Origin of the sequence: Acinetobacter indicus (assembly GCF_009914475.1) — a bacterium.
Classification (GTDB): domain Bacteria; phylum Pseudomonadota; class Gammaproteobacteria; order Pseudomonadales; family Moraxellaceae; genus Acinetobacter; species Acinetobacter indicus.
This window is the reverse complement of record NZ_CP045198.1, coordinates 440,585-463,552: the sequence shown is the minus strand read 5'-3', so window position 1 is coordinate 463,552 and position 22,968 is coordinate 440,585. Positions and strand designations below refer to the sequence as shown.

22 protein-coding genes are annotated in these 22,968 nt (G+C 46.2%); 17 read left to right on the top strand and 5 right to left on the bottom strand.

Translation table 11 applies throughout. From position 1 onward, the window contains the following. Positions 1-60 precede the first annotated feature (60 nt). The 3 genes from queC (at position 61) to GA693_RS02685 (ending at position 1,777) form a co-directional block, all read left to right on the top strand. Positions 61-729 carry a 7-cyano-7-deazaguanine synthase QueC gene (queC, locus tag GA693_RS02695; RefSeq protein ID WP_160241482.1) on the top strand — a complete coding sequence of 223 codons (669 nt, stop codon included), beginning with the start codon at positions 61-63 and terminating at the stop codon, positions 727-729. Positions 730-745: 16 nt separating this feature from the next. Next, on the top strand, positions 746-1,159 hold the full coding sequence (locus tag GA693_RS02690) for a hypothetical protein (RefSeq protein ID WP_005176638.1): 414 nt from the start codon (positions 746-748) through the stop codon (positions 1,157-1,159). Positions 1,160-1,315: 156 nt separating this feature from the next. Beyond that, entirely contained in the window at positions 1,316-1,777 is a 462-nt protein-coding gene (locus GA693_RS02685; RefSeq protein ID WP_005176635.1) for a peroxiredoxin, read from the top strand. Positions 1,778-1,852: 75 nt separating this feature from the next. Here GA693_RS02685 and GA693_RS02680 read toward each other — a convergent pair whose 3' ends face one another. Together GA693_RS02680 and GA693_RS02675 are read right to left on the bottom strand one after the other, a co-directional pair. Next, on the bottom strand, positions 1,853-2,437 hold the full coding sequence (locus tag GA693_RS02680) for a YceI family protein (RefSeq protein WP_160241483.1): 585 nt from the start codon (positions 2,435-2,437) through the stop codon (positions 1,853-1,855). Between the two features lie 63 nt (positions 2,438-2,500). Further along, on the bottom strand, positions 2,501-3,070 hold the full coding sequence (locus GA693_RS02675; RefSeq protein WP_075174739.1) for a nicotinate-nicotinamide nucleotide adenylyltransferase: 570 nt from the start codon (positions 3,068-3,070) through the stop codon (positions 2,501-2,503). A 100-nt stretch (positions 3,071-3,170) separates the two neighbouring features. Between GA693_RS02675 and GA693_RS02670 the strand changes: the two genes are divergently transcribed. Together GA693_RS02670 and GA693_RS02665 are read left to right on the top strand one after the other, a co-directional pair. Next, a complete protein-coding gene (locus GA693_RS02670; RefSeq protein WP_160241484.1) occupies positions 3,171-3,971 on the top strand; it encodes an enoyl-CoA hydratase in 801 nt (266 codons plus the stop codon). Between the two features lie 95 nt (positions 3,972-4,066). After that, the gene (locus GA693_RS02665) at positions 4,067-4,858 is read left to right on the top strand and encodes a nitroreductase family protein (RefSeq protein WP_005176623.1); all 792 of its coding nucleotides are present in this window, start codon (positions 4,067-4,069) and stop codon (positions 4,856-4,858) included. A gap of 110 nt (positions 4,859-4,968) precedes the next feature. On the opposite strand, the gene GA693_RS02660 is transcribed toward GA693_RS02665, so the two are convergent. From GA693_RS02660 to purL, 3 genes are all read right to left on the bottom strand, one after another. Further along, positions 4,969-5,286, bottom strand: a complete 318-nt coding sequence (locus GA693_RS02660; RefSeq protein ID WP_005176621.1) for a hypothetical protein — start codon at positions 5,284-5,286, stop codon at positions 4,969-4,971. A gap of 274 nt (positions 5,287-5,560) precedes the next feature. After that, positions 5,561-6,427, bottom strand: coding sequence for a carboxypeptidase-like regulatory domain-containing protein (locus GA693_RS02655; RefSeq protein ID WP_160241485.1), 867 nt, complete (start codon positions 6,425-6,427; stop codon positions 5,561-5,563). A gap of 126 nt (positions 6,428-6,553) precedes the next feature. Further along, positions 6,554-10,387, bottom strand: a complete 3,834-nt coding sequence (gene purL / locus GA693_RS02650; protein ID WP_160241486.1) for a phosphoribosylformylglycinamidine synthase — start codon at positions 10,385-10,387, stop codon at positions 6,554-6,556. Between the two features lie 1,288 nt (positions 10,388-11,675). On the opposite strand from purL, the gene GA693_RS02645 reads away from it, so the two are divergent. From GA693_RS02645 to pal, 12 genes are all read left to right on the top strand, one after another. Then, positions 11,676-13,313: a sodium:solute symporter family protein gene (locus GA693_RS02645; protein ID WP_104489720.1), complete on the top strand. Its 1,638-nt coding sequence runs from the start codon at positions 11,676-11,678 to the stop codon at positions 13,311-13,313. A gap of 11 nt (positions 13,314-13,324) precedes the next feature. Next, a complete protein-coding gene (locus tag GA693_RS14815; protein ID WP_005176614.1) occupies positions 13,325-13,456 on the top strand; it encodes a putative transporter small subunit in 132 nt (43 codons plus the stop codon). Positions 13,457-13,654: 198 nt separating this feature from the next. Further along, complete coding sequence (locus GA693_RS02640) at positions 13,655-14,995, top strand: deoxyguanosinetriphosphate triphosphohydrolase (RefSeq protein ID WP_160241487.1); 1,341 nt, start codon at positions 13,655-13,657, stop codon at positions 14,993-14,995. Between the two features lie 188 nt (positions 14,996-15,183). Further along, a complete protein-coding gene (gene ruvA, locus GA693_RS02635) occupies positions 15,184-15,786 on the top strand; it encodes a Holliday junction branch migration protein RuvA (protein ID WP_160241488.1) in 603 nt (200 codons plus the stop codon). A 298-nt stretch (positions 15,787-16,084) separates the two neighbouring features. After that, entirely contained in the window at positions 16,085-17,086 is a 1,002-nt protein-coding gene (gene ruvB / locus GA693_RS02630) for a Holliday junction branch migration DNA helicase RuvB (RefSeq protein ID WP_005176611.1), read from the top strand. A gap of 86 nt (positions 17,087-17,172) precedes the next feature. Next, a complete protein-coding gene (locus tag GA693_RS02625; RefSeq protein WP_228718903.1) occupies positions 17,173-17,688 on the top strand; it encodes a hypothetical protein in 516 nt (171 codons plus the stop codon). Positions 17,689-18,115: 427 nt separating this feature from the next. Beyond that, the gene (gene ybgC, locus GA693_RS02620) at positions 18,116-18,529 is read left to right on the top strand and encodes a tol-pal system-associated acyl-CoA thioesterase (protein ID WP_005176609.1); all 414 of its coding nucleotides are present in this window, start codon (positions 18,116-18,118) and stop codon (positions 18,527-18,529) included. 22 nt (positions 18,530-18,551) lie between these two features. Then, on the top strand, positions 18,552-19,250 hold the full coding sequence (gene tolQ, locus GA693_RS02615) for a protein TolQ (RefSeq protein ID WP_005176608.1): 699 nt from the start codon (positions 18,552-18,554) through the stop codon (positions 19,248-19,250). After that, positions 19,250-19,699: a protein TolR gene (gene tolR, locus GA693_RS02610; protein WP_075167772.1), complete on the top strand. Its 450-nt coding sequence runs from the start codon at positions 19,250-19,252 to the stop codon at positions 19,697-19,699. The genes tolQ and tolR overlap by 1 nt, the downstream gene beginning before the upstream one ends. A 3-nt stretch (positions 19,700-19,702) precedes the next feature. Next, positions 19,703-20,863, top strand: a complete 1,161-nt coding sequence (gene tolA / locus GA693_RS02605; RefSeq protein WP_160241490.1) for a cell envelope integrity protein TolA — start codon at positions 19,703-19,705, stop codon at positions 20,861-20,863. A gap of 199 nt (positions 20,864-21,062) precedes the next feature. Continuing rightward, positions 21,063-22,346: a Tol-Pal system beta propeller repeat protein TolB gene (gene tolB / locus GA693_RS02600; RefSeq protein ID WP_373366853.1), complete on the top strand. Its 1,284-nt coding sequence runs from the start codon at positions 21,063-21,065 to the stop codon at positions 22,344-22,346. Positions 22,347-22,381: 35 nt separating this feature from the next. Continuing rightward, positions 22,382-22,951, top strand: a complete 570-nt coding sequence (gene pal, locus GA693_RS02595) for a peptidoglycan-associated lipoprotein Pal (RefSeq protein WP_005176597.1) — start codon at positions 22,382-22,384, stop codon at positions 22,949-22,951. Positions 22,952-22,968: the final 17 nt, after the last annotated feature.

The following is a 22,968-nucleotide window of genomic DNA, read 5'->3' as shown; positions in this document are numbered from 1 at the left end:
CTGCGAAACGCAAAGCTTTATACACGGCTCAAATTGCTTTTTATTATTTTGGAGATTCTGATGCGCCCTCGTGCCATTGTATTGTTATCTGGTGGTTTAGACTCAACAACCTGTTTAGCGTGGGCGCAAGCGCGTTATGAATGTATCGCCCTCAGTTTTCGTTATGGCCAGCGTTCAACCACTGAACTGGACGCTGCCAAAGCCTTAACCCAGCGTGCAGGTGTAGAACATCGTGTCATTAATATAGATTTAGGTAACTTAGGTGGCTCTGCCCTGACCGATCATAATATTGAGGTACCCGAGCAGGAACAGGATGGTATTCCGGTGACTTATGTGCCGGCACGTAACACCATCTTCCTGTCTTATGCGCTGGCAGCAGCGGAAGTATTTGATGCAGAAGCCATTGTTATTGGTATTAACGCGGTGGATTATTCCGGCTATCCGGACTGTCGTCCTGAGTTTATTGAGGCTTTTGCCAATATGGCGCGTTTGGCGACCAAAGTGGGCGTAGAAGGAAAATCACTCAAATTTGAAACACCTTTGTTACATTTATCCAAAGCAAATATCATTCGCTTAGGTCTTGATCATGGCGTAGACTATAGTCAAACGGTGTCTTGCTACCAGGCAGATGACCAAGGACGTGCTTGTGGAAAATGCGATAGCTGTCGTTTACGTAAACAGGGTTTCCTAGACGCAGGTGTGGCTGATCCAACACGTTATATACCGTAATGACAAGGTAGAATCTATGAAGAATTTAAAATCAAACATTATCCTTTCTGCGATTGTGTCTACTGTAGCCGTATTCGCAACATCTGCTCAGGCCAACACAGACAAATTGCAACAGGCATATAAAAGCACCAATGTAAAATCGGCGCTGATTAATGTTTGTAAAGAAGAAACTGCCAAAGGTAAAAAGTTAAGCGCTGCTGAAGTCAGCAAATACTGTACCTGTGCGGTTGAAGCAGATGGCAAGCTGACCAATGCACAAAAATGGGAAATCCAAAGTACCATTAACCAGAAGAAAAGCCCAAGTACTCTTGCTTTTGTCCAAAAACAAAACAAAGACTTACAGGCATGTTTTGGTCCTCAGTTAACCGGTAAATTAAAAACCTTAACTGAAGAAGCCATGAAAGCCGCGCAAGCGCAGCAAAAGAAATAATCATATAGTTCCTCCAGAGGCCTGCATCCATTGCAGGCTTTTTTTTACCCAGTTTGCTGCGTTCATTTTTCTCTACCGGTAATTTGTGAGAAAACGCAGGAAATTCGGTATGATAGAGGCAATTTAAAAACTGACACAATCTAAAAGGACGATATCATGAGCGACTTGAACTTACCGAATCAGACTTTTCCGACCACCACGGCGGAAATCAATCTGGCTGAACTACAGGCGGAATGGTTAATTGTGTATTTTTATCCAAAGGATTCCACTCCAGGCTGTACCACGCAGGCGGTAGATTTTTCTGGCCTGAAAGATCAGTTTGAGGCATTGGGTGCGACCATTCTTGGCGTGTCGCGTGATTCGGTGAAAGCACATCAGAACTTTACTGCCAAACAGAACCTGACGATTGATCTGATCAGTGATAAGGAGGAAGTGCTGTGCCAGCATTTTGATGTGATTAAAGAAAAAAATATGTATGGCAAAAAAGTCATGGGAATTGAGCGCTCTACCTTTATTTTCCATAACGGCCAGCTGGTCAAGGAATACCGTAAAGTCAAGGCTGCAGGACATGCCGAGCAGGTACTGGAAGATTTAAAAACCTTACAAGCCAACAGTTAAACAATTGCTGGATCGGAAAAAAGCCTGATACAAGATCAGGCTTTTAATTCACTCATCACGTCTATTGTTATCTCATTATTGAACACGCCACTGACCTTTAAGCTGAATATTGACCTTTTCTCCAACACCACCCATCGCCTTTTTCATACCGAAATCACTACGCTGAATTTGGGTTGATGATTGCACATCCAGCAATTTCGGGTTTCCTGTATTCGGTTTTAAACTGGTATGAAAAACAACCGGACGCGTCACGCCGCGTAGGGTTAAATTACCGACAATACGATATTGATCAGGACCTAAAGCAGTAAAACGCGTGCTTTTAAAACTGACGGTTTTATATTTTTGGGCATGGAATAAGTCCTCGCCCAGAATCATATGTCTTAAAGACGGTTTACTCAGCTGCAGACTGTCCACATTTAGCACAAATTGGGTTGAGGCCTGCTGCGGTGCTTTTGGATCAAAATGCATGACTGACTGCACCTCTTTAAACTGCCCTCCGACCAGTTGCACGCCCATGGACTTAATCTCAAAACCAACTTCACTTTTTGGGGTCAAGGTCCAGCGCTCGGCATAGGCCGGGCTGATACCCAACAGCATAATAGCCGCACCCAGTAAGCATTTGGTCTTTGACCTTGCTACATGTGACGGGTTCAAGTTCATCGCTTATCTCCTTGCTACACAGCTGGCTTGCTTTATCTCGTTAACAAGATGGAGCCGGCGAGCTTAGGTGAGATTACTACGGTCTTGCGCATGATATTTGTCTTGTAATTGTTGATAAACCGGCGTGTGCTGAAAATTCTGTAAAAATTTGATTGTGCCCGGCGGGAAGGCATCGGTCCAGATTTCTCCACGAAAATAGGCTTCACGTACCGGCGTGGCAGACATGGCACCTTCCAGACTGTCAAGCTCGACCATCTCCCACTCCGGGAAAAATTGCAGATAATAGGAAGACTCATCTTTAAAATGGCCAATTAAACCGACTTTGGCTTCTGGTCCGGCCACCGTGGCCACCAGCATTTTCACCAGTTTCTGCCATTTTTCATCGTTATATACATCGACCACATGCACAAATTTGATCCGCTGCTGCTGCTCTGGGCTAAAGTTGGACAGAATCATCTGCTGGCGTTCAGCGGCAGTAAACGGATTTTTGATATTGCGTTCATCTTGTGCAGAGCCCAGTGCCAAAATCACGTTTTCACTTTGCTCCAGCGCGATTAAAATGGTCTGCATATGTGCCAGATGAAAAGGCTGGAAGCGGCCAATAAACACAAGATAATCAAATTTATAATTCATAGCACATCAACTTTTATGAACTCACCAGTTGTGGCGTCAATAATAATTTTCGCCATAATAAGCCCATAAATTCAAATTAATTGAAAGCAAGGATAGTACGATGACACTGAGCTGTATTCAACAACCCCATCCACATTTGAATGCGAATTTAGACAATGGCGTACTGACCTTAGCCATTCAGCGCCCGGAAGCCAAAAATGCCCTGTATGGTGAACTGTATCTCTGGATTGCGCAGGCACTGGACGAAGCCGATCAGAATAAAGACGTCCGCGTAGTAATTTTACGCGGAGCCGATGCTGATTTCAGTGCCGGTAACGACATGCAGGACTTCATGAAGTTTATTCAAACACCATTGCAAGGCAAAGCTGGAGATACGCCACCCTTTGTATTGCTAAAAGCTGCTGCACGTTTTTCCAAACCGCTAATTGCTGCGGTGCGTGGTGTAGCCATTGGCATTGGGGTCACGCTGTTATTACATGCAGATTTAGTCTATAGCGACAACACTGCCCTGTTCCAGATTCCATTTGTGAGCCTCGGCCTGTCCCCAGAAGGTGCGTCCAGCAAACTGCTGGTACAGCAGGCCGGTTTCCATAAAGCCGCAGAATTGCTGCTGACTGCACAGAAGTTTAATAGTGATAAAGCGCTGAGTGCCGGTCTGGTCAATAGCATTGAAGAGGATGTATATGCCACTGCCCAGCAACAGGCGCATATTCTGGCCGCCTTGCCACTGGCCTCTCTCAAACAGACCAAAGCGCTAATGAAACACAATCTGGATGAGATCATTGACTGTATTGATCATGAAGCGGAAATCTTCATGAAACGGGTCGGTTCACCGGAAATGATGGAAGCTGTACAGGCTTTTATGCAAAAACGTAAACCTGACTTTACCCAGTTTCATTAAGTATTATGCTCATCAACGTAGGTGCAGTCGCTGTGCCTACGTTTTTTAGGGTTTAGTTGTTTTCTCTTTCTTTTATTTCTTTTGTGATGGTTCCCATGTCAAATTCGTCAGATCCCTCATCTTTAAACTCTGCATCATCTTCAACCGAGAAAAAACGCTATTACGAACCGGCACCACAAGATATTGATGTCGAAAACTTTCGTAAAGTCATCACCAGCCGCCGTTCGGTACGTAAATTTACCGACAAGCCCATTCCAGCGGATATTTTAGATGCCTGCCTGGATTTAGCCTTACTGGCACCGAACTCCTCCAATTTACAGCCGTGGACCTTTTATGTGGTCCAGAATCCGGCCAAGAAAAAGCAGCTGGTCAAAGCCTGTCTGAGTCAGCTGGCAGCCAGAACTGCGGCCGAGCTGATTGTTTGTGTAGCACGCACCGACCGCATTGATGAAATGGCCAAACTCAATATTTCCGAGTTCCCGTTTCCTGAAGCGCCAGCCCCGGTAAAAAAATACTATAAATTTATTCCCTATAATTATAAAACTGGCTATTTCAATGCCTTCGGTCATTTCAAAAAAGTGGCCTTTAAAGTGGCACGTAGCTTGGACAAGCAATTGCCAGTGTCGGCATTTCATCCGGCCGATGCCAAACTGTGGGCCTCGAAAACTACCGCTTTGGCCTGTGAAAATCTGGTGCTGGCCTTACGCGCTTATGGCTTTGACAGCTGTATGATGGAAGGTTTTGATGAGCCAATGGTGCGTAAAATCTTAAAGCTGAATGAACAGCAATATGTGGTGATGGTAATTGCTGCCGGTGAACGTGCGAAAGATGGCGTGTTCTTCCCGCAATACCGGTTTGACCGGGAGTTGTTTATTCAGAAAGTTTAAACAAGATGTAAAAAGTCCCACTTTTCTTTAAGAGAGAAGCGGGACTGCTGCACAAGGGAGAGCTGATTAAAAGGCTCTCCCTCTCTGTCAGATATTCCAATATTCAATAATTAAAACTGCACATCTATCATCTGAATAAACTCGAATGCCGGTTCTTCATAAGGATGGCTATCTTTTAAGGCACGGGCTACATTTGCTGCGTTATCTTCCGGTACAATGATTTCCACCCGCCATTCCTCTACTTTTTCAAGCGTGCCGACTTCCCCAATATACGGGTCTGCGCCACGTAAGGGTTTAAATTGCCCGGTGCCCAGCACCTGCCAGGCACAGTGTTCATAATCGCCGATTCCCCCACCACCGGCTTTAAATACAGCAGCTTTGGTGGCTTCCAGATGCGATTCAGGCACATAAAAAATCAGTTTTAGCATAGTCACTCCCGGTATTGATCTATCTTTCATACCGTATTGACTGGCCTGTTGTCATCTGCTGTTTGCAAGAAATGACCTAAATCCTGAATAGCGCTACATCTGTTTGAATAGATACAGTACTGATCCCAAACAATTGCCCAGCTTTAGCTATGGGTTTGGATGAAACATGGCAATGGAATAGCGAGAATTATTGAATCTTCAAAATCGATTAGATCCTTTCTTTGCTTAGGCTATTCCATTGAGCCCATTATTTATCTCAGCAAGGTAATCTACTTTAAATTTTTCTTAAGACACCCACAATATTCAGCATCTCAAAATTATCCTGATCGGTGTCCAGAGTATGTGACTTGATTTGCACCTGGATATGATCATTCACCTGAAAATGCCTTAACGGAAAACAGTGCTCATTGGCACTATAGGCACCCGAACTTGGGCTATTCGACAGCAATTGAGTAATACTTAAACGCAAGTCATTTTTTCTGGAGATGGAAATCTTATCCTGATTGGCATACTGGCTCTGAATGCCCTTTCCATACAGCTGGATACAGAGCTGGTTATACTGTTTTTGCAGCGCCTGCGTATACTGAAAACCATCACTCCAGACCAGTCCTTGTGGCGCGGTCTGAATTCGGGTTTCCGGGTTTTTCACCAGTGAATCATCACCCAAATGAATTAAATATAGCCCCTGCTGAAACACCACATGCGCTTCGGTTAAAGGCTTGAGCTGAACCAGATGGCTATGCTGATCAATATATAAATGCTGGTTCTGATAGGACAGCAACAGGATTTCCGGTTGATAGCCCTCCATCCAGACCGTGCCGGCAATATGATCCGGATAATCATATTCACGAGGCAGATATAAAGTGTAACGGCCATCGGTCTGAGAATAGGTGTAATAGTTGTGTTCGCCCAGCTGCACATAGATTTTGGCTTGAGCAACAGGCTGCCCACTGGCATCAAATACCTGACCTGAAACCGACCACTTTTCGCCTTGTGGCTGCGTACCAGACTGGGACTGGGTTAAACTGGAATGCAGCGGCTGAGCATATCTGACAGACTCCTGAATCTTGGCACTCTCACCACCACAACCGTTCAGCATAATCAAGCTGGTAAAAATAGGAATGACCGTTCGCATCTGCATTTTTGTTATCCACTTTTATAATTATGCTGTTTATTGTACGGTGCCAGGCAAAATCAGCTATCCCCATTTTGGGATGAAATGCCGATAAAAAAGCCACCCGAAGGTGGCTTTTCAAAATAAGGTCAATTAACCAATGAATTTACGTGCGTTACGGAACATACGTAACCATGCACCATCTTCAGTCCATTCTTCAGGTTTCCAAGAATGTTGTACGGCACGGAAGTTACGCTCCGGGTGCGGCATCATAATCGTGGCACGACCATCTTTAGAGGTCACACCAGTAATCCCTTCTGGAGAACCGTTCGGGTTCAGTGGATAGTGCTGGGTCACATTGCCCTGACTGTCGACATAACGCAGGCTGATCTGGTTGCCAGCATTTAATGCGGCAAAGTCTTCAGCGCTGGCAACAGCACGACCTTCACCATGCGCAACCGCGATTGGCAGAATTGAACCTTCCATGCCATCAAACAGAATCGAGTTTGATTTTTCTACACGCACGTTCACAGTACGCGCTTCAAACACTTCAGAGGTATTGCGATGGAAACGTGGCCAATGCTCTGCACCCGGAATCAGTGGTGCTAGTTGTGACAGCATTTGACAGCCGTTACAGATACCCACACTGAAAGTTTCTTGACGGTTAAAGAATTTCTCGAACTGGTCACGCAGTTTGGCATTGAACAGCACCGATTTCGCCCAGCCACCGCCGGCACCTAAAACGTCACCGTAAGAGAAGCCGCCACAGGTGACCAGACCTTCAAAGTCATCCAGGCTGATACGACCGGCCAGCAGGTCACTCATGTGTACGTCAACGGTGTTGAAACCGACTTTATCAAACGCAGCCGCCATTTCAACATGACCGTTAACACCTTGCTCACGCAGAATCGCCATGTTTGGACGACGGGTGTTGATGTACGGTGCTTCAACCGGCTCGTTCAGGTCATAAGTTGGCTGTGCGATAATCCCCTGATGGGCTTTATCGGCAATTAAGGCAAATTCCTGATCGGCATTTTCAACGTTGTCACGTAAACGCTGGATCTGATAAGACACTTCTGCCCATGCCTGTTGCAGGTCAGTACGTTCCAGCACCAAACCGTTTACCGCCAACTGGTCAGAATTGTTGACTGTACCGACAACCGTAATCGCATCTTTCAATGTAGACGCTGCAACTTCAGCTTGTAATGCATCCCAATCTGCTTTGGTAATTTGCAGCACAGCACCAATTTCTTCAGCAAACAGGCTTGCAGTCGATTGATCTTCCAGTGCCACACCCAAGCGTGACGCAAACATCATCTCTGCAACAGTCGCTAATAAACCACCATCACCGATGTCGTGGTAGGCTTTAATCAGGCCGCGGTTGTTCCAGTCTTGTACCAATGCGAAGAAGGCTTTGAAGTCATCGAAGCTATCGACATCTGGTGTCACTGAACCAATCGCTTTGTACACTTGCGCCAGGATCGAACCGCCCAGACGGAATTGACCTTTAGACAGGTCGATACGTACCAGTACAGATTCAAGATTTTTCAGTTCTGGTGTTAATGTCTTACGCACATCAGTCACAGGTGCAAATGCAGTGATCACGCCTGACATTGGCGAAGTGACAGATTTGTCTTCACCTTCGTCATTCCAAGTCGTACGCATAGACAGTGAGTCTTTACCAACAGGAATGGCAATGCCCAGTGCTGGACACATTTCCATACCAATTGCTTTTACGCCTTCGAACAGTGCCTGATCTTCACCTTTTTGACCTGCAGCAGCCATCCAGTTTGCAGACAGTTTAATGTCGCCAATCTGGTCAATTTTTGCAGACATCAGGTTACTGATTGCTTCAGCCACCGCTAAACGTGCAGACGCTGCCGGGTTCAATAATGCCACTGGTGGACGTTCACCCATGGCCATCGCTTCACCGGTATAACCCACCAGGCTTGTGGTTGTTACTGCAGCATCCGCTACAGGCACTTGCCATGGGCCAACCATCTGATCACGTGCCACCATACCGGTAATCGAACGGTCACCAATGGTGATCAGGAACGATTTAGAGGCAACGGTCGGGTTTTTCAGGACACGGTAAATCGCATCTTTCAGATCTGTCACTTGAGCTGCATCAAAATCATCGCCTTTACGCTCGATGCTTTCATATGAACGGCTCATACGTGGTGTACCGCCCAGCATCACCTGCATTGGCATATCCACTGGCTTGTTGCCAAAAAGTGGATCTTCAACGGTTAAATGACGCGCTTCAGTCGCTTCACCCAGTACCGCAAACGGACAACGTTCACGCGCACAGATCGATTCAAACAACGCTAGAGATTCTGGACGGATTGCCAGTACATAACGCTCTTGTGCTTCGTTAGACCAGATTTCCATTGGCGACATGCCTGGCTCAAGCGATGGAATCTTACGTAAATCCAGTACCGCACCGAGCTCATGATCGTTGACCAGTTCTGGCATTGCGTTTGAAATACCGCCCGCACCAACGTCATGCACCGATACGATTGGGTTTTCATCTTCCATGCGCCAGCAGGTATCAATTACTTCCTGGCAACGGCGTTCCATTTCCGGGTTTTCACGTTGTACAGAAGCGAAGTCCAGGCTCTCACCCATGGTACCGCTGTCTACAGAAGACGCTGCACCACCACCTAAACCGATCAGCATGGCTGGACCACCAAGCACGATGAGTAGATCGCCCGGTTGAATTGCATCTTTTTCGACATGATCCGGACGGATGTTCCCGTAACCACCAGCAATCATAATTGGCTTATGGAAGCCTTTGACTTCGCCATTGACGTTTTGTTCAAAGGTACGGAAGTAACCATTTAAAGCAGGACGACCAAATTCGTTGTTAAATGCTGCACCACCGAGTGGGCCTTCAATCATGATTTGCAGCGGAGAGGCCATACGTGATGGTTTGCCGTAGTTATCTTCCCATGGCTGTTCAAAGCCTGGAATGTTCAGGTTCGATGTGGTGAAACCAGTTAAACCTGCTTTAGGCTTACCACCACGACCGGTTGCGCCTTCATCACGGATTTCACCGCCTGAACCGGTTGCCGCACCAGCAAATGGAGCAATTGCGGTTGGGTGGTTATGGGTTTCCACCTTCATCAGGATGTGAGCCGCCTGGCTCTTGTATTTATAAACGTATTGACCGTTTTCTTCTTGCGTTGGGTAGAAACGCTGGGTATCAAAACCTACAATCACCGATGCGTTGTCTTTATATGCTGACAATACATCTGTTGGTGATTCTTTATAGGTGTTCTTGATCATCTGGAACAAAGACAACGGCTGAACTTCGCCATCAATGGTCCATTCTGAACCGAAGATTTTATGACGGCAGTGCTCAGAGTTGGCTTGCGCGAACATCATCAGTTCGATGTCGTTCGGGTTACGGCCCAGTTTGGTGAAAGCTTCAGTCAGATAATCAATTTCATCTTCAGACAGTGCAAAACCAAATTCATTGTTGGCTTTAACCAGTGCTTCTTTGCCCTGACCCAGAATATCAATCGAGTTTAACGGTTTTGGTGCGGTTTCCACGAACAGTGCGGCTGCATCTGCAATGTCAGTAAACACGCTTTCGGTCATGCGGTCATGCAAGATCTGTAATGCTTCTTTAGAAAGCGCTTTTACACCTTTTAGGGTAAACAGCAATCCGCGCTCCATACGGTGCACTGGAATATTACAGTTGGCAAAAATATCCGTCGCTTTGGATGACCACGGCGAAATGGTACCGACACGTGGGGTCACTAAAATTTGGACTTCGTCACTGGCAGGCTGACGTAATTCAAAAGATGCGCCATCATTTAACAGCTCTAAAGCTGATTGTTGCTGCTGCTCGTTGAGCGCTTGGTCAAACAGATAGATCCATTGGCTATCGAAAGATTGAACAGAACTAATTGACGATAAACGTGATAATAGTTGAGTTTTCTTAAAAGAAGAATGTGCAGGTGCACCGGCCACGATAAACATGCTGATTTTGGCTCCACGGGCAGATCTTTTAGACCTCGCCACAATGTGACTTGAAGAGAGCGCATATTCTACTGTGAAATGAGCCAATCAGCTAGAGAGGATTTGATAAATCTGACAGCGAAACGATCAGAGTTTTGATAAAAATCTGTTTATTTCCAGTCAAAAAAATTGAACCGGCCGCGCAGATTATCATATTTTGTTTCATATCGAGTAAAACTGTATTGATAATTTTTTGCATCAGAAAAATTGTCTTATTTTTCAACAGTTCTATAAGCATGATGAAAGCTAGTCCTAGATTGTCTGAATAGCCTGCTGCAGAACCAGAAATTAAATTTTTTGTACGAATTAATCATCCTGAAAGCTGAGTACTCATATCCACCCGAAGAGAGCGTTGCTGTCATCCGCTCAGGATCCCTTTGGTCTTTGCCTTTGTGAACCTTGAACCCTGAGACTTCACCCTCTTAGATGGGATTTTTACGTTCAATATTTCTATTATTTTTCGTCCTGTATTCTCTTGAGTTTAACTTGATTTATTCACCTAAAAGAAAGAATGAAAATATGCAAATCCAACCCTTATAATCTCATACCACGAATATTTCACAAGAGTTCTTTCCATTATGTATTTCACTTCCTAATATCAGGGATAATCTAGTAGATAATATATAGATATTCTCAAGGAAAAAGCCCTATATAAATATCCACCCTAAAATTATCATTGCATCTATTTGATAAATGATTACTTACCTTTCATAAAAAAAACTTGTCAATAATATGAAGAAATAACATTTAAAATAAATTTCATCCAATTCATTCTACAAGAATTGGTTTAAAATATAAGCTTTGACCAACAAGTAAAAATCGAAAAAATATGAATTTTTAATTTTTGTTACTTTTTTTAACATTTTAAATTAACGCAAACTTCAACAAGTTTTAATCCAATCTATAAATTACTGTAATCCCTAAAAAAAATATTCATATATTTAACCCTGCAAAATCATAGTTTTTTATCTAAAAATCACCCCTATATCAGCAAAAAACCTTATTTCCCACTGACTTCATCAGTGAATTTGATGGTTTTATGTTAAGCTCTAGCTCAATTGCTGAGGCAAGGTCCATTTTTGGACTCACCTACGTACATCTTTTTATGCTGTGGATCAAATATCGGCTAGATATTTAAACACCAGATTTCTCATTTTCTGCAGCTTTATGCTCTGCCTGTTTTAGAGCCTTAGTCCGTCACCAAAAGATTTGTTTTTTAAAATAAAGGTGCCTCGCTTAAGGAGTAATTATGTTTCAATTCACTAGTACAACCACTGTACTATTGATGGTGCTTTTTTACGGCATTACCTTTGTACTGTCGTTACGTATTAAACAAAAAAATGAAAATGTCGATGGCTATATGGTCTCGAATGGTTCTATTGGCTTTGGTATGTCTGCGGCCAGCATGACCGCAACTTGGATTTGGGCAGCGTCATTCTATGCAGCTGCCTCTTCAGGTTATAAATACGGCGTTTCCGGTGCCTTGCACTACGGCCTCTGGGGCGCGCTGATGATTTTGTTTATTTATCCTTTTGGTAAGCGCTTTCGTGAGTTGGCACCCAATGCACATACGCTGGCAGAAATTATGCATGCCCGCCATGGCAACCAGAGCCAGATGATTTTGGCAGGTTCCAATATTGTGGGAAGTGTCATCAGTTTGATGGTGAATTTTACTGCAGCAGGTGCCTTGGTCGAAATTTTATCTCCCCTAAGCTTTGTACATGGCGTCTTGATCACCGGGATTGGTGTGCTGTCTTATACCCTCTGGTCTGGCTTCCGTTCCTCTGTATTTACCGATTTTGGCCAGCTGGTGGCGATGATCGTGGCGGCGGTGATCATTATCCCAACGCTGTTCTTCACTTTGGGCGGACCGTCCCTGTTTCAAACGGGTATTCACAACCTGCAGCCTGAACAGCTCGATTTCTTCTCTAAAACTGCATTTCTAGAACAAGGTGCGCCTTTCTTCGTCGCAGTCCTGGCGTATGCCATCGGTAACCAGACCATTGCCCAGCGTTTATTTGCGGTACGGGAAGACTTGATTAAACCCAGTTTTATTACGGCGACGATTGGTTATGCCGCGATTGTGATCGGGTTGGGTATGCTCGGCTTACTGGCCCTGTTTGCCGGAATTCAACCGATTGATGGCAACTTGAATAACCTGATTCCACAAATGGCAGCGACGTATCTCTCTCCATTTATGGTGGCCCTGTTATTTATCATGGTGATCGGTGCGCTGTCTTCAACGGCTGACTCGGATCTATCTGCGTTATCTGCGATTGTGATGACTGACATTTATGGAAAACAGATTGCCAAGAACCAACCTAATCCCAAGAAAATGCTGTTTATTGGTCGTATGACCATGATTGTCGCCACCATGCTTGGGATCATTATCGCCACTTTAAAATTTGACATTTTATCAATGCTGATTTTTGTGGGTGCACTTTGGGGGTCTATTGTATTTCCGGTAATTGTCAGCCTGTATTGGGACAAAGTGAATGCTCGTGCCTTTAACTGGTCGGTCGGTCTCGCCTTCGTCAGCTTCCTGATTGTCCGTTTTGAATGGATTCCAATCCAGGGCTTGATTGCGCTTGGCTTTGAGCTACTTGCAACCCTGGGTATTGGTGTGGTGCTGGGTCTGATGACCTTTGGTTTCTTCGGCAAAAAAGTCGGTTTGGTGGTGGGTATCTTGGCCAGTATTGGCTTCATGCCATGGACCATCGGCTTCTTGCGTGAATACGGCACCTTATTAAGTTCACTGACTGCTTATGGCAGTAGTGCTCTGGTCTGTACTGTTCTGACCTTGGTCTACAGTAAAGAACGATTTGATTTTAAACAAATCAACAAGATGGTGATTGAATTTCACCAGCTATCTGAGAAAAGTAAATAAGGAGATTTCAGATGACTAGTCAATTATTGACCCTATATGTACTTTTTTGGCCGTTGATCGCAAGCCTGGTCTTGTTCACAATTTGCTTGAATGTCTATAAAGATGCACAACAAGCCAAGGAAACTGGTGAAGGGCTGGTGTAATTTTAACTCTTCATGAAAAAGCAGGCTCATTTGGCCTGTTTTTTTATGGCCGTTTCATATTGTTTGAATCACTTGTCTATATTGAGGAGCAAGATTTTTTCTGCTTTTCATTCCCATGACAATTCATGTCGCCTCACTCTAGTACTGGGCTTGGTTTTTTGGCATGATGCAAAGCAGTAAATAATTGAATAATGATAAATGACACAGATGCGTTGGTTAGAACTGCTTTCGACAGTTCGGATTGGTAGTAAAAAGCAAAGTACTGAACAGGCGCGTAGCCCGTTTCATAAAGATTATGACCGTATTATTTTCTCGCAGAGTTTCCGGCAGCTGAACCGCAAAACCCAGGTCCATCCGCTTACCCAACATGATGGTATTCATACCCGCCTGACCCATTCGCTGGAAGTGTCCTGTATTGGCCGTTCACTGGGGATGCTGGCAGCAGAAAAAATCAAGGATCAACTGCCTCCGTGGATTACCCCGGCCGATGTCGGCGCGATTATTCAGGCTGCCTGTCTGGCGCATGATATTGGCAATCCGCCTTTTGGTCATGCCGGTGAATATGCCATTCGTGAATGGTTTGATGATGCCTCGCATACCGACTTTTTAAAGGACCTAAGTCCGGAACAGGAAGCCGATGTACGCCAGTTTGAAGGCAATGCCCAAGGCCTGCGCCTGCTGACCAAAATTGACTATCATCCGCATGATGGCGGTATGCGTCTGACCTATGCCACCTTGGGTGCCTATTTAAAATATCCGTGGCTGTCGAAAACCATGGCCTCGCAGGGCAATCGTCCGGCCAGTCAGCGCGCCAAATTCGGTTGCTATCAGGCAGAAAAAGACATTCTGAAACAGATTGCCGAACAGCTCGGCCTGATTGAAATCGGACCTTATCGTTATTGCCGCCATCCGCTGACCTATTTACTCGAAGCCGCAGATGACATCTGCTATGCACTGATTGATCTGGAAGATGGCATTATCCTGAACATGCTCAGCTATGATGAAGTCGAGCCGATTTTCCTGAACCTGATTGGCGATTATGGCATGCCGGAAGAACTGTCTTTGGACAGCACCACCTGGCAGCAGAAAATTGCCGCGCTACGTGGCCGGGTGATGAAACGTCTGGTCGATGAAGTCACCAGTGCCTTTGCCAAGCAGCATGACCAAATTCTTTCGGGCCAGCTGAAAGGGACCTTACTGCAATATTGCTCGGCCGATATTGAAATTGGCATTAACCGGGCCAAAGAACTGGCGCGTGATAAAATTTTTGAACATCCGCAAAAAGCCGGTCTGGAAATTATTGCCCATCAGAGCCTGCAAAGTATTCTGGATGCCTTTATTCCGCTGACCACACCGCATAAAACCTTAAGCTTTAAAGAGCAGCGGCTGATGGCGATTTTGCAGCGTTCCGGTGCCCATTTTGGTCCAGATCACTATGACAATATCATGCAGGTGCTGGATATTATCTCAAAACTCTCGGATCATCAGGCGTATAACCTGGCGCAGGAATTACAAGGCAATAAAGCCGGATTCTTTTAAGTACAGCCTGCCGTTTTGGGAGAACCTCCAAAACTGCTTTATACTTTTGCGCGTGCTGACATTGCTTGTGCAACACCCCGGCCCATCGGCTGTATATTGCAGAGCATCACAGAAAAGTGGATGACTTCAAGATGCAGACGACAGGCTCGGAGCTGAAAAATTTAACCGAATAGAAGTGAATAAACTGAATGATTGGATGTCTGATTGGTGAGGTGTTTGCCCTCGAAGCCCCTACGGTCTTATTAAATGTCAATGGTGTGGGCTATGAAGTCGATACACCGCTGTCTACATTTTGCCAATTACAAAAAGGCCAGAAAGTCACCTTATGGACCCATTTAGCAGTCCGTGAAGATGCTCAACTGCTATATGGTTTTCTTGATGCGCAGGAAAAAACCATTTTCCGCACCCTGCTCAAGGTCAACGGTGTTGGTCCAAAAATGGCACTCGGCATTCTATCGACTTTAAGCGTCGACATGCTGATTCACACGGTTGAACATGAAGATATTAACACCCTGGTCAAAGTACCGGGTGTCGGCAAAAAAACCGCTGAACGACTGATGATTGAACTGCGCGACCGCTTTAAAGCGATGGCTGCCGGCAATACACCAAGCAACACCAGCAGCGCACAAATCCAGTTTATGGGCAACTCTGCCGTGGCCGAAGCCGAAGCAGCTTTACAATCTTTAGGTTATAAACCGGCTGAAGCACAGAAACTGGTTAGTGCTGCCAAAGGCGACTTCACCGAAGCCAGCGACATTATCCGGGCAGCATTAAAGTCGATGAACAAATAGATAGCTCTATCTTGCCTCAAGGCCAGCATGAGATACGCGAAAATGTCATTCGCAACTGTTTGAGGCAGGAAGCATTTGCACAAAAATGTTTCTGCGATATAGTCGAGACGAATCATCTTTTGACGAGTTTTGCGAATGACGATGGTTTTGCTTACTTTTTGCCGAATGAGAAATATATTTCGCAAGGTAAGGCCAACCACAGGTTATTCCCGAAATTTAATTTTCTTGGAACATCCGTCAAAAAGCGCTTTTGACGTCTGACCCATTAAACTGTATTTACCTGAAGTTTACATAATATATGCAAGACCGTCTTATCAGTGGTTCTGAAAAACCCGAAGATCAAATTGATCGCGCCATCCGCCCCACCTCCCTCGATGACTACATCGGTCAACCGGTGGTGCGTGAACAAATGGAAATCTTTATTGGTGCAGCGCGCGGCCGCGGCGAAGCCCTCGATCATACCCTGATTTTCGGCCCACCGGGCTTAGGTAAAACCACCCTAGCCAATATCATTGCCCGTGAAATGGGCGGCAACCTGAAATCGACTTCGGGGCCTGTGCTTGAACGTGCCGGTGACTTGGCAGCCATGCTGACCAACCTTGAAGAAGGCGATGTACTGTTTATTGATGAAATTCATCGCCTGTCACCAGTGATTGAAGAAATCCTCTATCCGGCGATGGAAGATTACCAGCTGGACATCATGATTGGTGAAGGCCCGGCAGCGCGTTCGATCAAACTGGATTTGCCGGCATTTACTCTGGTCGCCGCCACCACGCGGGCCGGTCTGCTCACTTCGCCGCTGCGTGACCGTTTCGGGATTGTGCAGCGTTTAGAATTCTACTCGGTGGAAGATCTGACCCATATCGTAAAACGTTCTGCCAGTTTAATGGATGTCCCGATGACCGAAGAAGGCGCGGCAGAAATTGCCCGCCGTTCCCGCGGCACACCGCGTATTGCCAACCGCTTGTTGCGCCGGGTACGTGACTATGCCCAGGTCAAAGGCACCGGCGAAGTCACCCATGCAATGGCCCAGCGCGCTCTGGATATGCTCAATGTCGATAAAGATGGCCTAGACACCTTAGACCGTCGCTATCTGTCGATGTTACTGGAACGTTTTGATGGCGGACCTGCCGGGGTTGAAGCACTGGCCGCAGCCATGGCGGAAGATTCAGGCACCTTGGAAGATGTGATTGAGCCTTATCTGATTCAGCAAGGTTATGTGATGCGTACCGCACGTGGCCGGATTGCCACCAATATGGCTTATTTACAGTTTGGCATGACTCCACCGGAACCCAAATAACAACCATCCCGGACCTTCATTGCCTGTGAGGTAATGAAGGTCTTTGATAAATAACAACTTGAATACATGCTCGAACAACAATAATGATGACCGAACAACAACTAATTCAACACCTTCAGCAGCATTTTGATGAGCTGATAGAGCAATTGCAGCCAATCCGCCCCCTACCTTATGGCAAACCATTCCAGTTTTTCAGTGAATCTGAACTGAACTATCTGAACCAGCTTTTGCAAGGCGATCTCAGTCACTGGCTGAGCTTCGATTTTAAAAATGAACGCGGCAAAATCATTGATGCAGATCAAGCTGGCATTGAACAGATCGACCTGCATCGGCATGGGCACTGGTCTATCGACGCCATCCATTTTGATCAGCTATGCGCCATCCACTGGATTAGCCTGTATTTTTCCGAAGAACTTAAACCCTTTATTGAAACCTATACCCAACCACCCGCTTCAGTAAAACCGAAACAGAAGCTTGCCCTTATTCTGACATTAATGGCTGTGCTGGGCGGAATTGGCTGTTATCTGCTGCAAGACGCTGTAGGGATTGTCTTATCTGTGGCTGCGTTCTTTCTTAGTATGATCTGGTATGGCTTACTTTAGCTACGGCAATATTTTGCCAATAAGCAGCCTCAGCAGTTTGAGCGAACTTTCGTGATCAGCAGCTATTTCGCCTTGCATCTACGCGATTATGCGGTGGAGCGGCTGTACCTCAGTCATCCGGACAGTGCCTAAAACCGCGCTATCAAAATTGCCAATAGTCAAGCACAGGCGGTATGGCAAAAAAAGCATAAATCACGTGCCAATTCACCTAATTCAACCTGTACCGAACGATAAATATCCAATCTTGGCTCTACATTCTTTATACCTTTGCCACTGGATTTGACACCTTGTGCCATAGGAGCAAAAAGTCATTATGCTAAACTGCAAAGCCAACCCAGTCGGGCATTTGACAGAACCTCAGACAACTTCAATCCAGTTCTGTACGGCCCTTCCAGACCAAAACTGAAAATTGTAATGGAACAGTATCATGGCGAATAAATTTGAATTTCAAATTCGTATCTATATGGAAGACACCGATGCAGGCGGGATTGTATACCATGCCAATCATATTCGTTTCATGGAGCGCACCCGGACCGAATGGCTGCGTGCTTCCGGCGTCGATCATTATTGGCATCAAAACGACTATAACTTTGTCGTGCATAAAATTAATGTCAAATATATGCGTCCAATCTTAATGGATGATCTGATTACTGTTACAGCAAGTGTTGTTTCGTGTAAAGCAACGTCATTTGTATTGCAACAAAATATTTATCGTGGTGAAATCATGCTTGCTTCTGGTGAGGTGGAATTGGCATGTTTAAGTTCTGAAATGCGTCCACGTCGCCTTCCGGATGAAATTCGTGGCCTGATTCTAAAAGAGCTAGGACAGGACCAAGACTAAAAACTTATGGCACTACGTAACTATGGCAACACAATTAGAATCATCTCTACAAGTCTCTGATCTTATTTTGCAGGCAAGCCCTGTGGTACAACTGGTCATGTTGGTGCTGTTACTGGCCTCCTTGTATAGTTGGTATCTGATCGCCAAGTTACATCTCAGTTATAAAAAAGCCCAGGCTGATGATGATCATTTCCAGAAAATCTTCTGGTCTGGTGCTGAATTAAATACGCTATATAACAACGCCCAACTCAATTCCAAACGCACCGGCCTGGAAGATATTTTCTATCAGGGTCTGGGTGAATTTCTCAAATTGAAAAAACGTCATGCCCCGACTGCACAAAGTCTGGAAGGTACAGAGCGTATTTTACGTGTCGGTTTAAGCCGTGACCAAGGCCAACTGGAACAAGGCTTAGGCGCGCTGGCCAGCATTGGCTCTGTGGCACCGTATATTGGTTTATTTGGAACCGTGTGGGGCATTATGAATGCCTTTATTGGCCTGGCCGATGTCGATCAGGTAACACTGGCTACCGTTGCACCGGGGATTGCCGAAGCGCTGATTGCCACCGCAATTGGTTTATTTGCCGCAATTCCAGCAGTCCTGGCCTTTAACCATTACACCGCCAAAGGTGAAAGTCTCTATTCAGACCGTGCCTTGTTTGCTGAAGAAATGGTGGCCTTATTACAACGTCAGTCTTTGGGTTCAGCACGGGAACATGACTAATGGCCATTCAACGTTCCGGACGCTTCGAGCGTATTAAAAAGCCCTTAAAAAGTGATATGAACGTGGTGCCTTACATCGACGTGATGTTGGTGCTGCTGGTCATTTTTATGGTCACTGCCCCAATGATTACCAGCGGCATCAATGTCGATTTGCCGCAGGCCAATGGCAATCCGATTGAATCCAAAGATGCGCCAGCCAGGGTCACTTTAGACAAAGATGGTCATTATTATCTTGAATACAAACAATATAAGGCAGAGCCACTGACTTTAGCTCAGCTCACCGAAATTTTAACAGAAGCACAAACGACTGCTTCTGCTGAAAATAAAAAATTAAATGTGGTGATTCGTGGACACAATACGCGTCCCTATGGCGATGTCATTGCATTAATGGCAAGCTTGCAAGAGGCGGGGCTTGAACAAGTTGGCTTACTCACCGAATCTGTACAATAAGCTATGAAAGATTTTAAAAAGCCACCTTTTAAGCACAATGCACTCGCTCTGGGATTTACCATTGGCGTGCATGTCATTGCCGTGGTGGGTTTACTTTATCTGGGCATGAGCCAGCCACCGGAACCACCCAAACAGATTCGGACCGTGCTGATTAAACCGGAAGATTTACCCCCTGTTACCCGTGAAGAAACCGAGTTTGCTGAAACTGCACATGAAAATGTGGAAGCCGAGATTCAGCAAACCGCGACTCCGGTTGAAGATGCCCCGGTAATTCCGGTCGCACCGCCACCTCTGCCGCAACCAGAACCAGCCAAAGCTCAGGCCAGCAATACCGCAGCACAGCAACAGGCCGAACAGCAAAAACGCCTGGAAGCACGTGCACAAGCGGAAGCAGAAAAATTACAGGCACAACAGGCCCAGCGCGCCAAGGCTGAAGCTGAACGTAAAGCCCAAGCCGCTGAAAAAGCCAAGGCCACTGCACAGGCCAAAGCCGAGGCAGAAGCCAAACGCCGCAGCGAAGCTGAAGCCCTGCGTAAGGCAGAAGCAGCAGAAAAAGCCAAACTTGATGCACGTCGTAAGGCGGAAGCGGAAGCCAAACGTAAAGCCGAAGCGGCAGATAAGGCCAAGGCGGATGCGGCAGCCAAGGCGAAGGCAGATGCAGAGGCGAAACGCAAAGCCGAGGCTGCGAATAAGGCCAAAGCAGAAGCAGCAGCCAAAGCCAAGGCTGAAGCGGAGGCCAAACGCAAAGCCGAAGCAGCTGAAAAAGCCAAAGCCGATGCAGCTGCGAAAGCAAAAGCGGATGCAGAGGCCAAAGCCCGCGCTGAAGCAGAAGCCAAAGCTTCGGCGGCCAAACAGGCGGCTGAAGAAGCGGCACAAAAGAAAGCTGAAGCCAAACGGATTGCCTCTACAGCCAAACGCGATTTTGAAAACAAGATCCGTCGGGCCTGGGATATTCCGGTCGGCTCTTCTGGCAAAACTGCCACGGCACGGGTTACGCTGACCGACAGCGGTTCGGTAGCCTCGGTGATTGTGAACTCCAGTGATCCGGACATGAAAGCCAGTGTCGAGGCCGCGGTACGTGCCGCTGCACCCTATCCAATGCCTTCGGACCCGGATGCACGCCGTGAAGCACGCAGTTTTACCTCCAGCTTTACTGCCAAATAAGCTGACTCGCCATCCTGTCAAAAGCCGGGATGGCCTGTTATTTTTCAGTTACACTGCACAACAAGCGACAAAATTTTATTCACTTTTCACAGTGTTATAACAGTTTGGTCATAATTCTCTGCTTTAAATCTCAAATAAGCATGGCATTATGTAGAACAATCACATCAACAAGAATTATGTTTTGAGTAAATAGCGAATGATGGAAATGAAGCCTAAACATCTACTTTACTTGGCAATTTTTACTGCTTTGGGTCCAATAATGGTCTCTCAAACCCATGCCCAGCTACATCTGGAAATTGCCAAAGCACCTGCAGAAGCCCCGAAAATTGCCATCATTCCGTTTAGTAATGATCAAAGCATTTACCCGATTGTTGAAAATGACCTGAACCGTTCCGGCAAATTCACCAGCTCATCAAAAAACTTGCCGGCAAGTGCAGCAAATAATAGTCCGAATGCCGCTGCCTGGCAGGCCGCCGGTGTACCTTATGTGGTGACTGGTACCAGCAAGCCAACCGCAGATGGTGGCTTTGAAATTCACTATCAGCTGTATGATGTGCAAAAGCAGCAGTATTTATTAAACGAATTACTGACTGTACCGGCTTCACGTACCCGTCAGGCTGCGCACATGATCAGTGACACCATCTATGAAGCACTGACCGGTATTAAAGGCGATTTCAGTGGTCGTATTGCCTATGTCTTGCGGAATCCGGCCACTCCGGAGCAGCGCTATACCCTGCAAATTGCCGACACCGATGGTGAACAGCCAAGAACCATTCTGACTTCACGCGATCCAATCTTGTCGCCGGCCTGGACGCCAGATGCCAAGAAAATTGCCTACGTGTCCTTTGAAACCAAACGCCCTGCGATTTATGTTCAGGATTTATCTACCGGTTCACGTGAAAAACTGGCCAGCTTCCGTGGCTTAAATGGCGCACCAAGCTTCTCTCCAGATGGTTCACGCATGCTGTTTACTGCTTCAATGCACGGCAATCCGGAAATTTACGAGATGGATCTGGGCACGCGTCAACTCAAGCGCATGACCAATGACAGCGCCATTGATACAGAAGCACGCTACGCACCCGATGGTAAATCGTTTATTTTTACTTCAGATCGTGGCGGCTCAGTGCAAATCTATCGCTATGACCTGAACACGGGCAGCAGCAAACGTCTGACCTTCCGCGGCGCATTTAATGCGCGTGGTACTTTAAGTGCCGATGGTAAAAAACTGGCGCTGGTTCATCGTCCAAGTGGCAGCAATTATAAAGTTGCGATTCAGGACATTAATACCGGCATTACCAATATCCTCACCCCAACCAGCCTGGATGAATCTCCAAGCTTCTCACCAAATGGACAGATGGTGGTCTATGCAACCCGTGAAGGTGCGCGTGGCCTGCTGTCCATTATGTCTTTAGATGGTCGTTTCCGTATGAATTTGCCAAGTGAACAAGGTGAAGTGCGTGAACCGGCTTGGGCACCAAAATAAGAGCAACTGAACAACCAAGTTTCATGGAGATGAAAATGAACGCAGTAAAATTATTTGTATTGCCTGTACTGGCCTCAGCGCTGGTGATGACTGGCTGTGCCAACCGTAAGCCTGCAACCGATGTTCAAGCAGGACAAACACCGACCTCTTCAACCACGGTCAATACACAAGGCTTAAGTGATGATGCAGCCTTGAATGCACAAAACCTGGCCGGTGCATCTGCCAAAGGTGTAACTGAAGCCAATAAAGCATTCTTGGCAAAACGTGTGGTGCACTTTGACTATGACAGCAGCGAACTGTCGAATGAAGACCTACAAACCCTACAGGCACATGCACAATTCCTGATGGCCAATGCCAACTCGAAAGTCGCGCTTACAGGTCATACCGATGAACGTGGTACCCGTGAATACAACATGGCCCTTGGTGAGCGTCGTGCCAAAGCGGTTGAAAGCTTCCTGGTCACCACGGGCGTGAATCCGGGTCAATTAGAACCGGTCAGCTATGGTAAAGAAATGCCGGTTAACCCAGGTCATGATGAAAGTGCCTGGAAAGAAAACCGCCGTGTTGAAATCAACTACGAAGCGGTACCACCTTTACTGCGTTAAGATTGCACCATTGAGCA

Bases quoted from the DNA above. Each gene is read 5' to 3' on its own strand.
- queC (WP_160241482.1), top strand. From the start codon at position 61: ATGCGCCCTCGTGCCATTGTATTGTTATCTGGTGGTTTAGACTCAACA.
- GA693_RS02690 (WP_005176638.1), top strand. From the start codon at position 746: ATGAAGAATTTAAAATCAAACATTATCCTTTCTGCGATTGTGTCTACT.
- GA693_RS02685 (WP_005176635.1), top strand. From the start codon at position 1,316: ATGAGCGACTTGAACTTACCGAATCAGACTTTTCCGACCACCACGGCG.
- GA693_RS02680 (WP_160241483.1), bottom strand. From the start codon at position 2,437: ATGAACTTGAACCCGTCACATGTAGCAAGGTCAAAGACCAAATGCTTA.
- GA693_RS02675 (WP_075174739.1), bottom strand. From the start codon at position 3,070: ATGAATTATAAATTTGATTATCTTGTGTTTATTGGCCGCTTCCAGCCT.
- GA693_RS02670 (WP_160241484.1), top strand. From the start codon at position 3,171: ATGACACTGAGCTGTATTCAACAACCCCATCCACATTTGAATGCGAAT.
- GA693_RS02665 (WP_005176623.1), top strand. From the start codon at position 4,067: ATGTCAAATTCGTCAGATCCCTCATCTTTAAACTCTGCATCATCTTCA.
- GA693_RS02660 (WP_005176621.1), bottom strand. From the start codon at position 5,286: ATGCTAAAACTGATTTTTTATGTGCCTGAATCGCATCTGGAAGCCACC.
- GA693_RS02655 (WP_160241485.1), bottom strand. From the start codon at position 6,427: ATGCAGATGCGAACGGTCATTCCTATTTTTACCAGCTTGATTATGCTG.
- purL (WP_160241486.1), bottom strand. From the start codon at position 10,387: ATGTTTATCGTGGCCGGTGCACCTGCACATTCTTCTTTTAAGAAAACT.
- GA693_RS02645 (WP_104489720.1), top strand. From the start codon at position 11,676: ATGTTTCAATTCACTAGTACAACCACTGTACTATTGATGGTGCTTTTT.
- GA693_RS14815 (WP_005176614.1), top strand. From the start codon at position 13,325: ATGACTAGTCAATTATTGACCCTATATGTACTTTTTTGGCCGTTGATC.
- GA693_RS02640 (WP_160241487.1), top strand. From the start codon at position 13,655: ATGACACAGATGCGTTGGTTAGAACTGCTTTCGACAGTTCGGATTGGT.
- ruvA (WP_160241488.1), top strand. From the start codon at position 15,184: ATGATTGGATGTCTGATTGGTGAGGTGTTTGCCCTCGAAGCCCCTACG.
- ruvB (WP_005176611.1), top strand. From the start codon at position 16,085: ATGCAAGACCGTCTTATCAGTGGTTCTGAAAAACCCGAAGATCAAATT.
- GA693_RS02625 (WP_228718903.1), top strand. From the start codon at position 17,173: ATGACCGAACAACAACTAATTCAACACCTTCAGCAGCATTTTGATGAG.
- ybgC (WP_005176609.1), top strand. From the start codon at position 18,116: ATGGCGAATAAATTTGAATTTCAAATTCGTATCTATATGGAAGACACC.
- tolQ (WP_005176608.1), top strand. From the start codon at position 18,552: ATGGCAACACAATTAGAATCATCTCTACAAGTCTCTGATCTTATTTTG.
- tolR (WP_075167772.1), top strand. From the start codon at position 19,250: ATGGCCATTCAACGTTCCGGACGCTTCGAGCGTATTAAAAAGCCCTTA.
- tolA (WP_160241490.1), top strand. From the start codon at position 19,703: ATGAAAGATTTTAAAAAGCCACCTTTTAAGCACAATGCACTCGCTCTG.
- tolB (WP_373366853.1), top strand. From the start codon at position 21,063: ATGGAAATGAAGCCTAAACATCTACTTTACTTGGCAATTTTTACTGCT.
- pal (WP_005176597.1), top strand. From the start codon at position 22,382: ATGAACGCAGTAAAATTATTTGTATTGCCTGTACTGGCCTCAGCGCTG.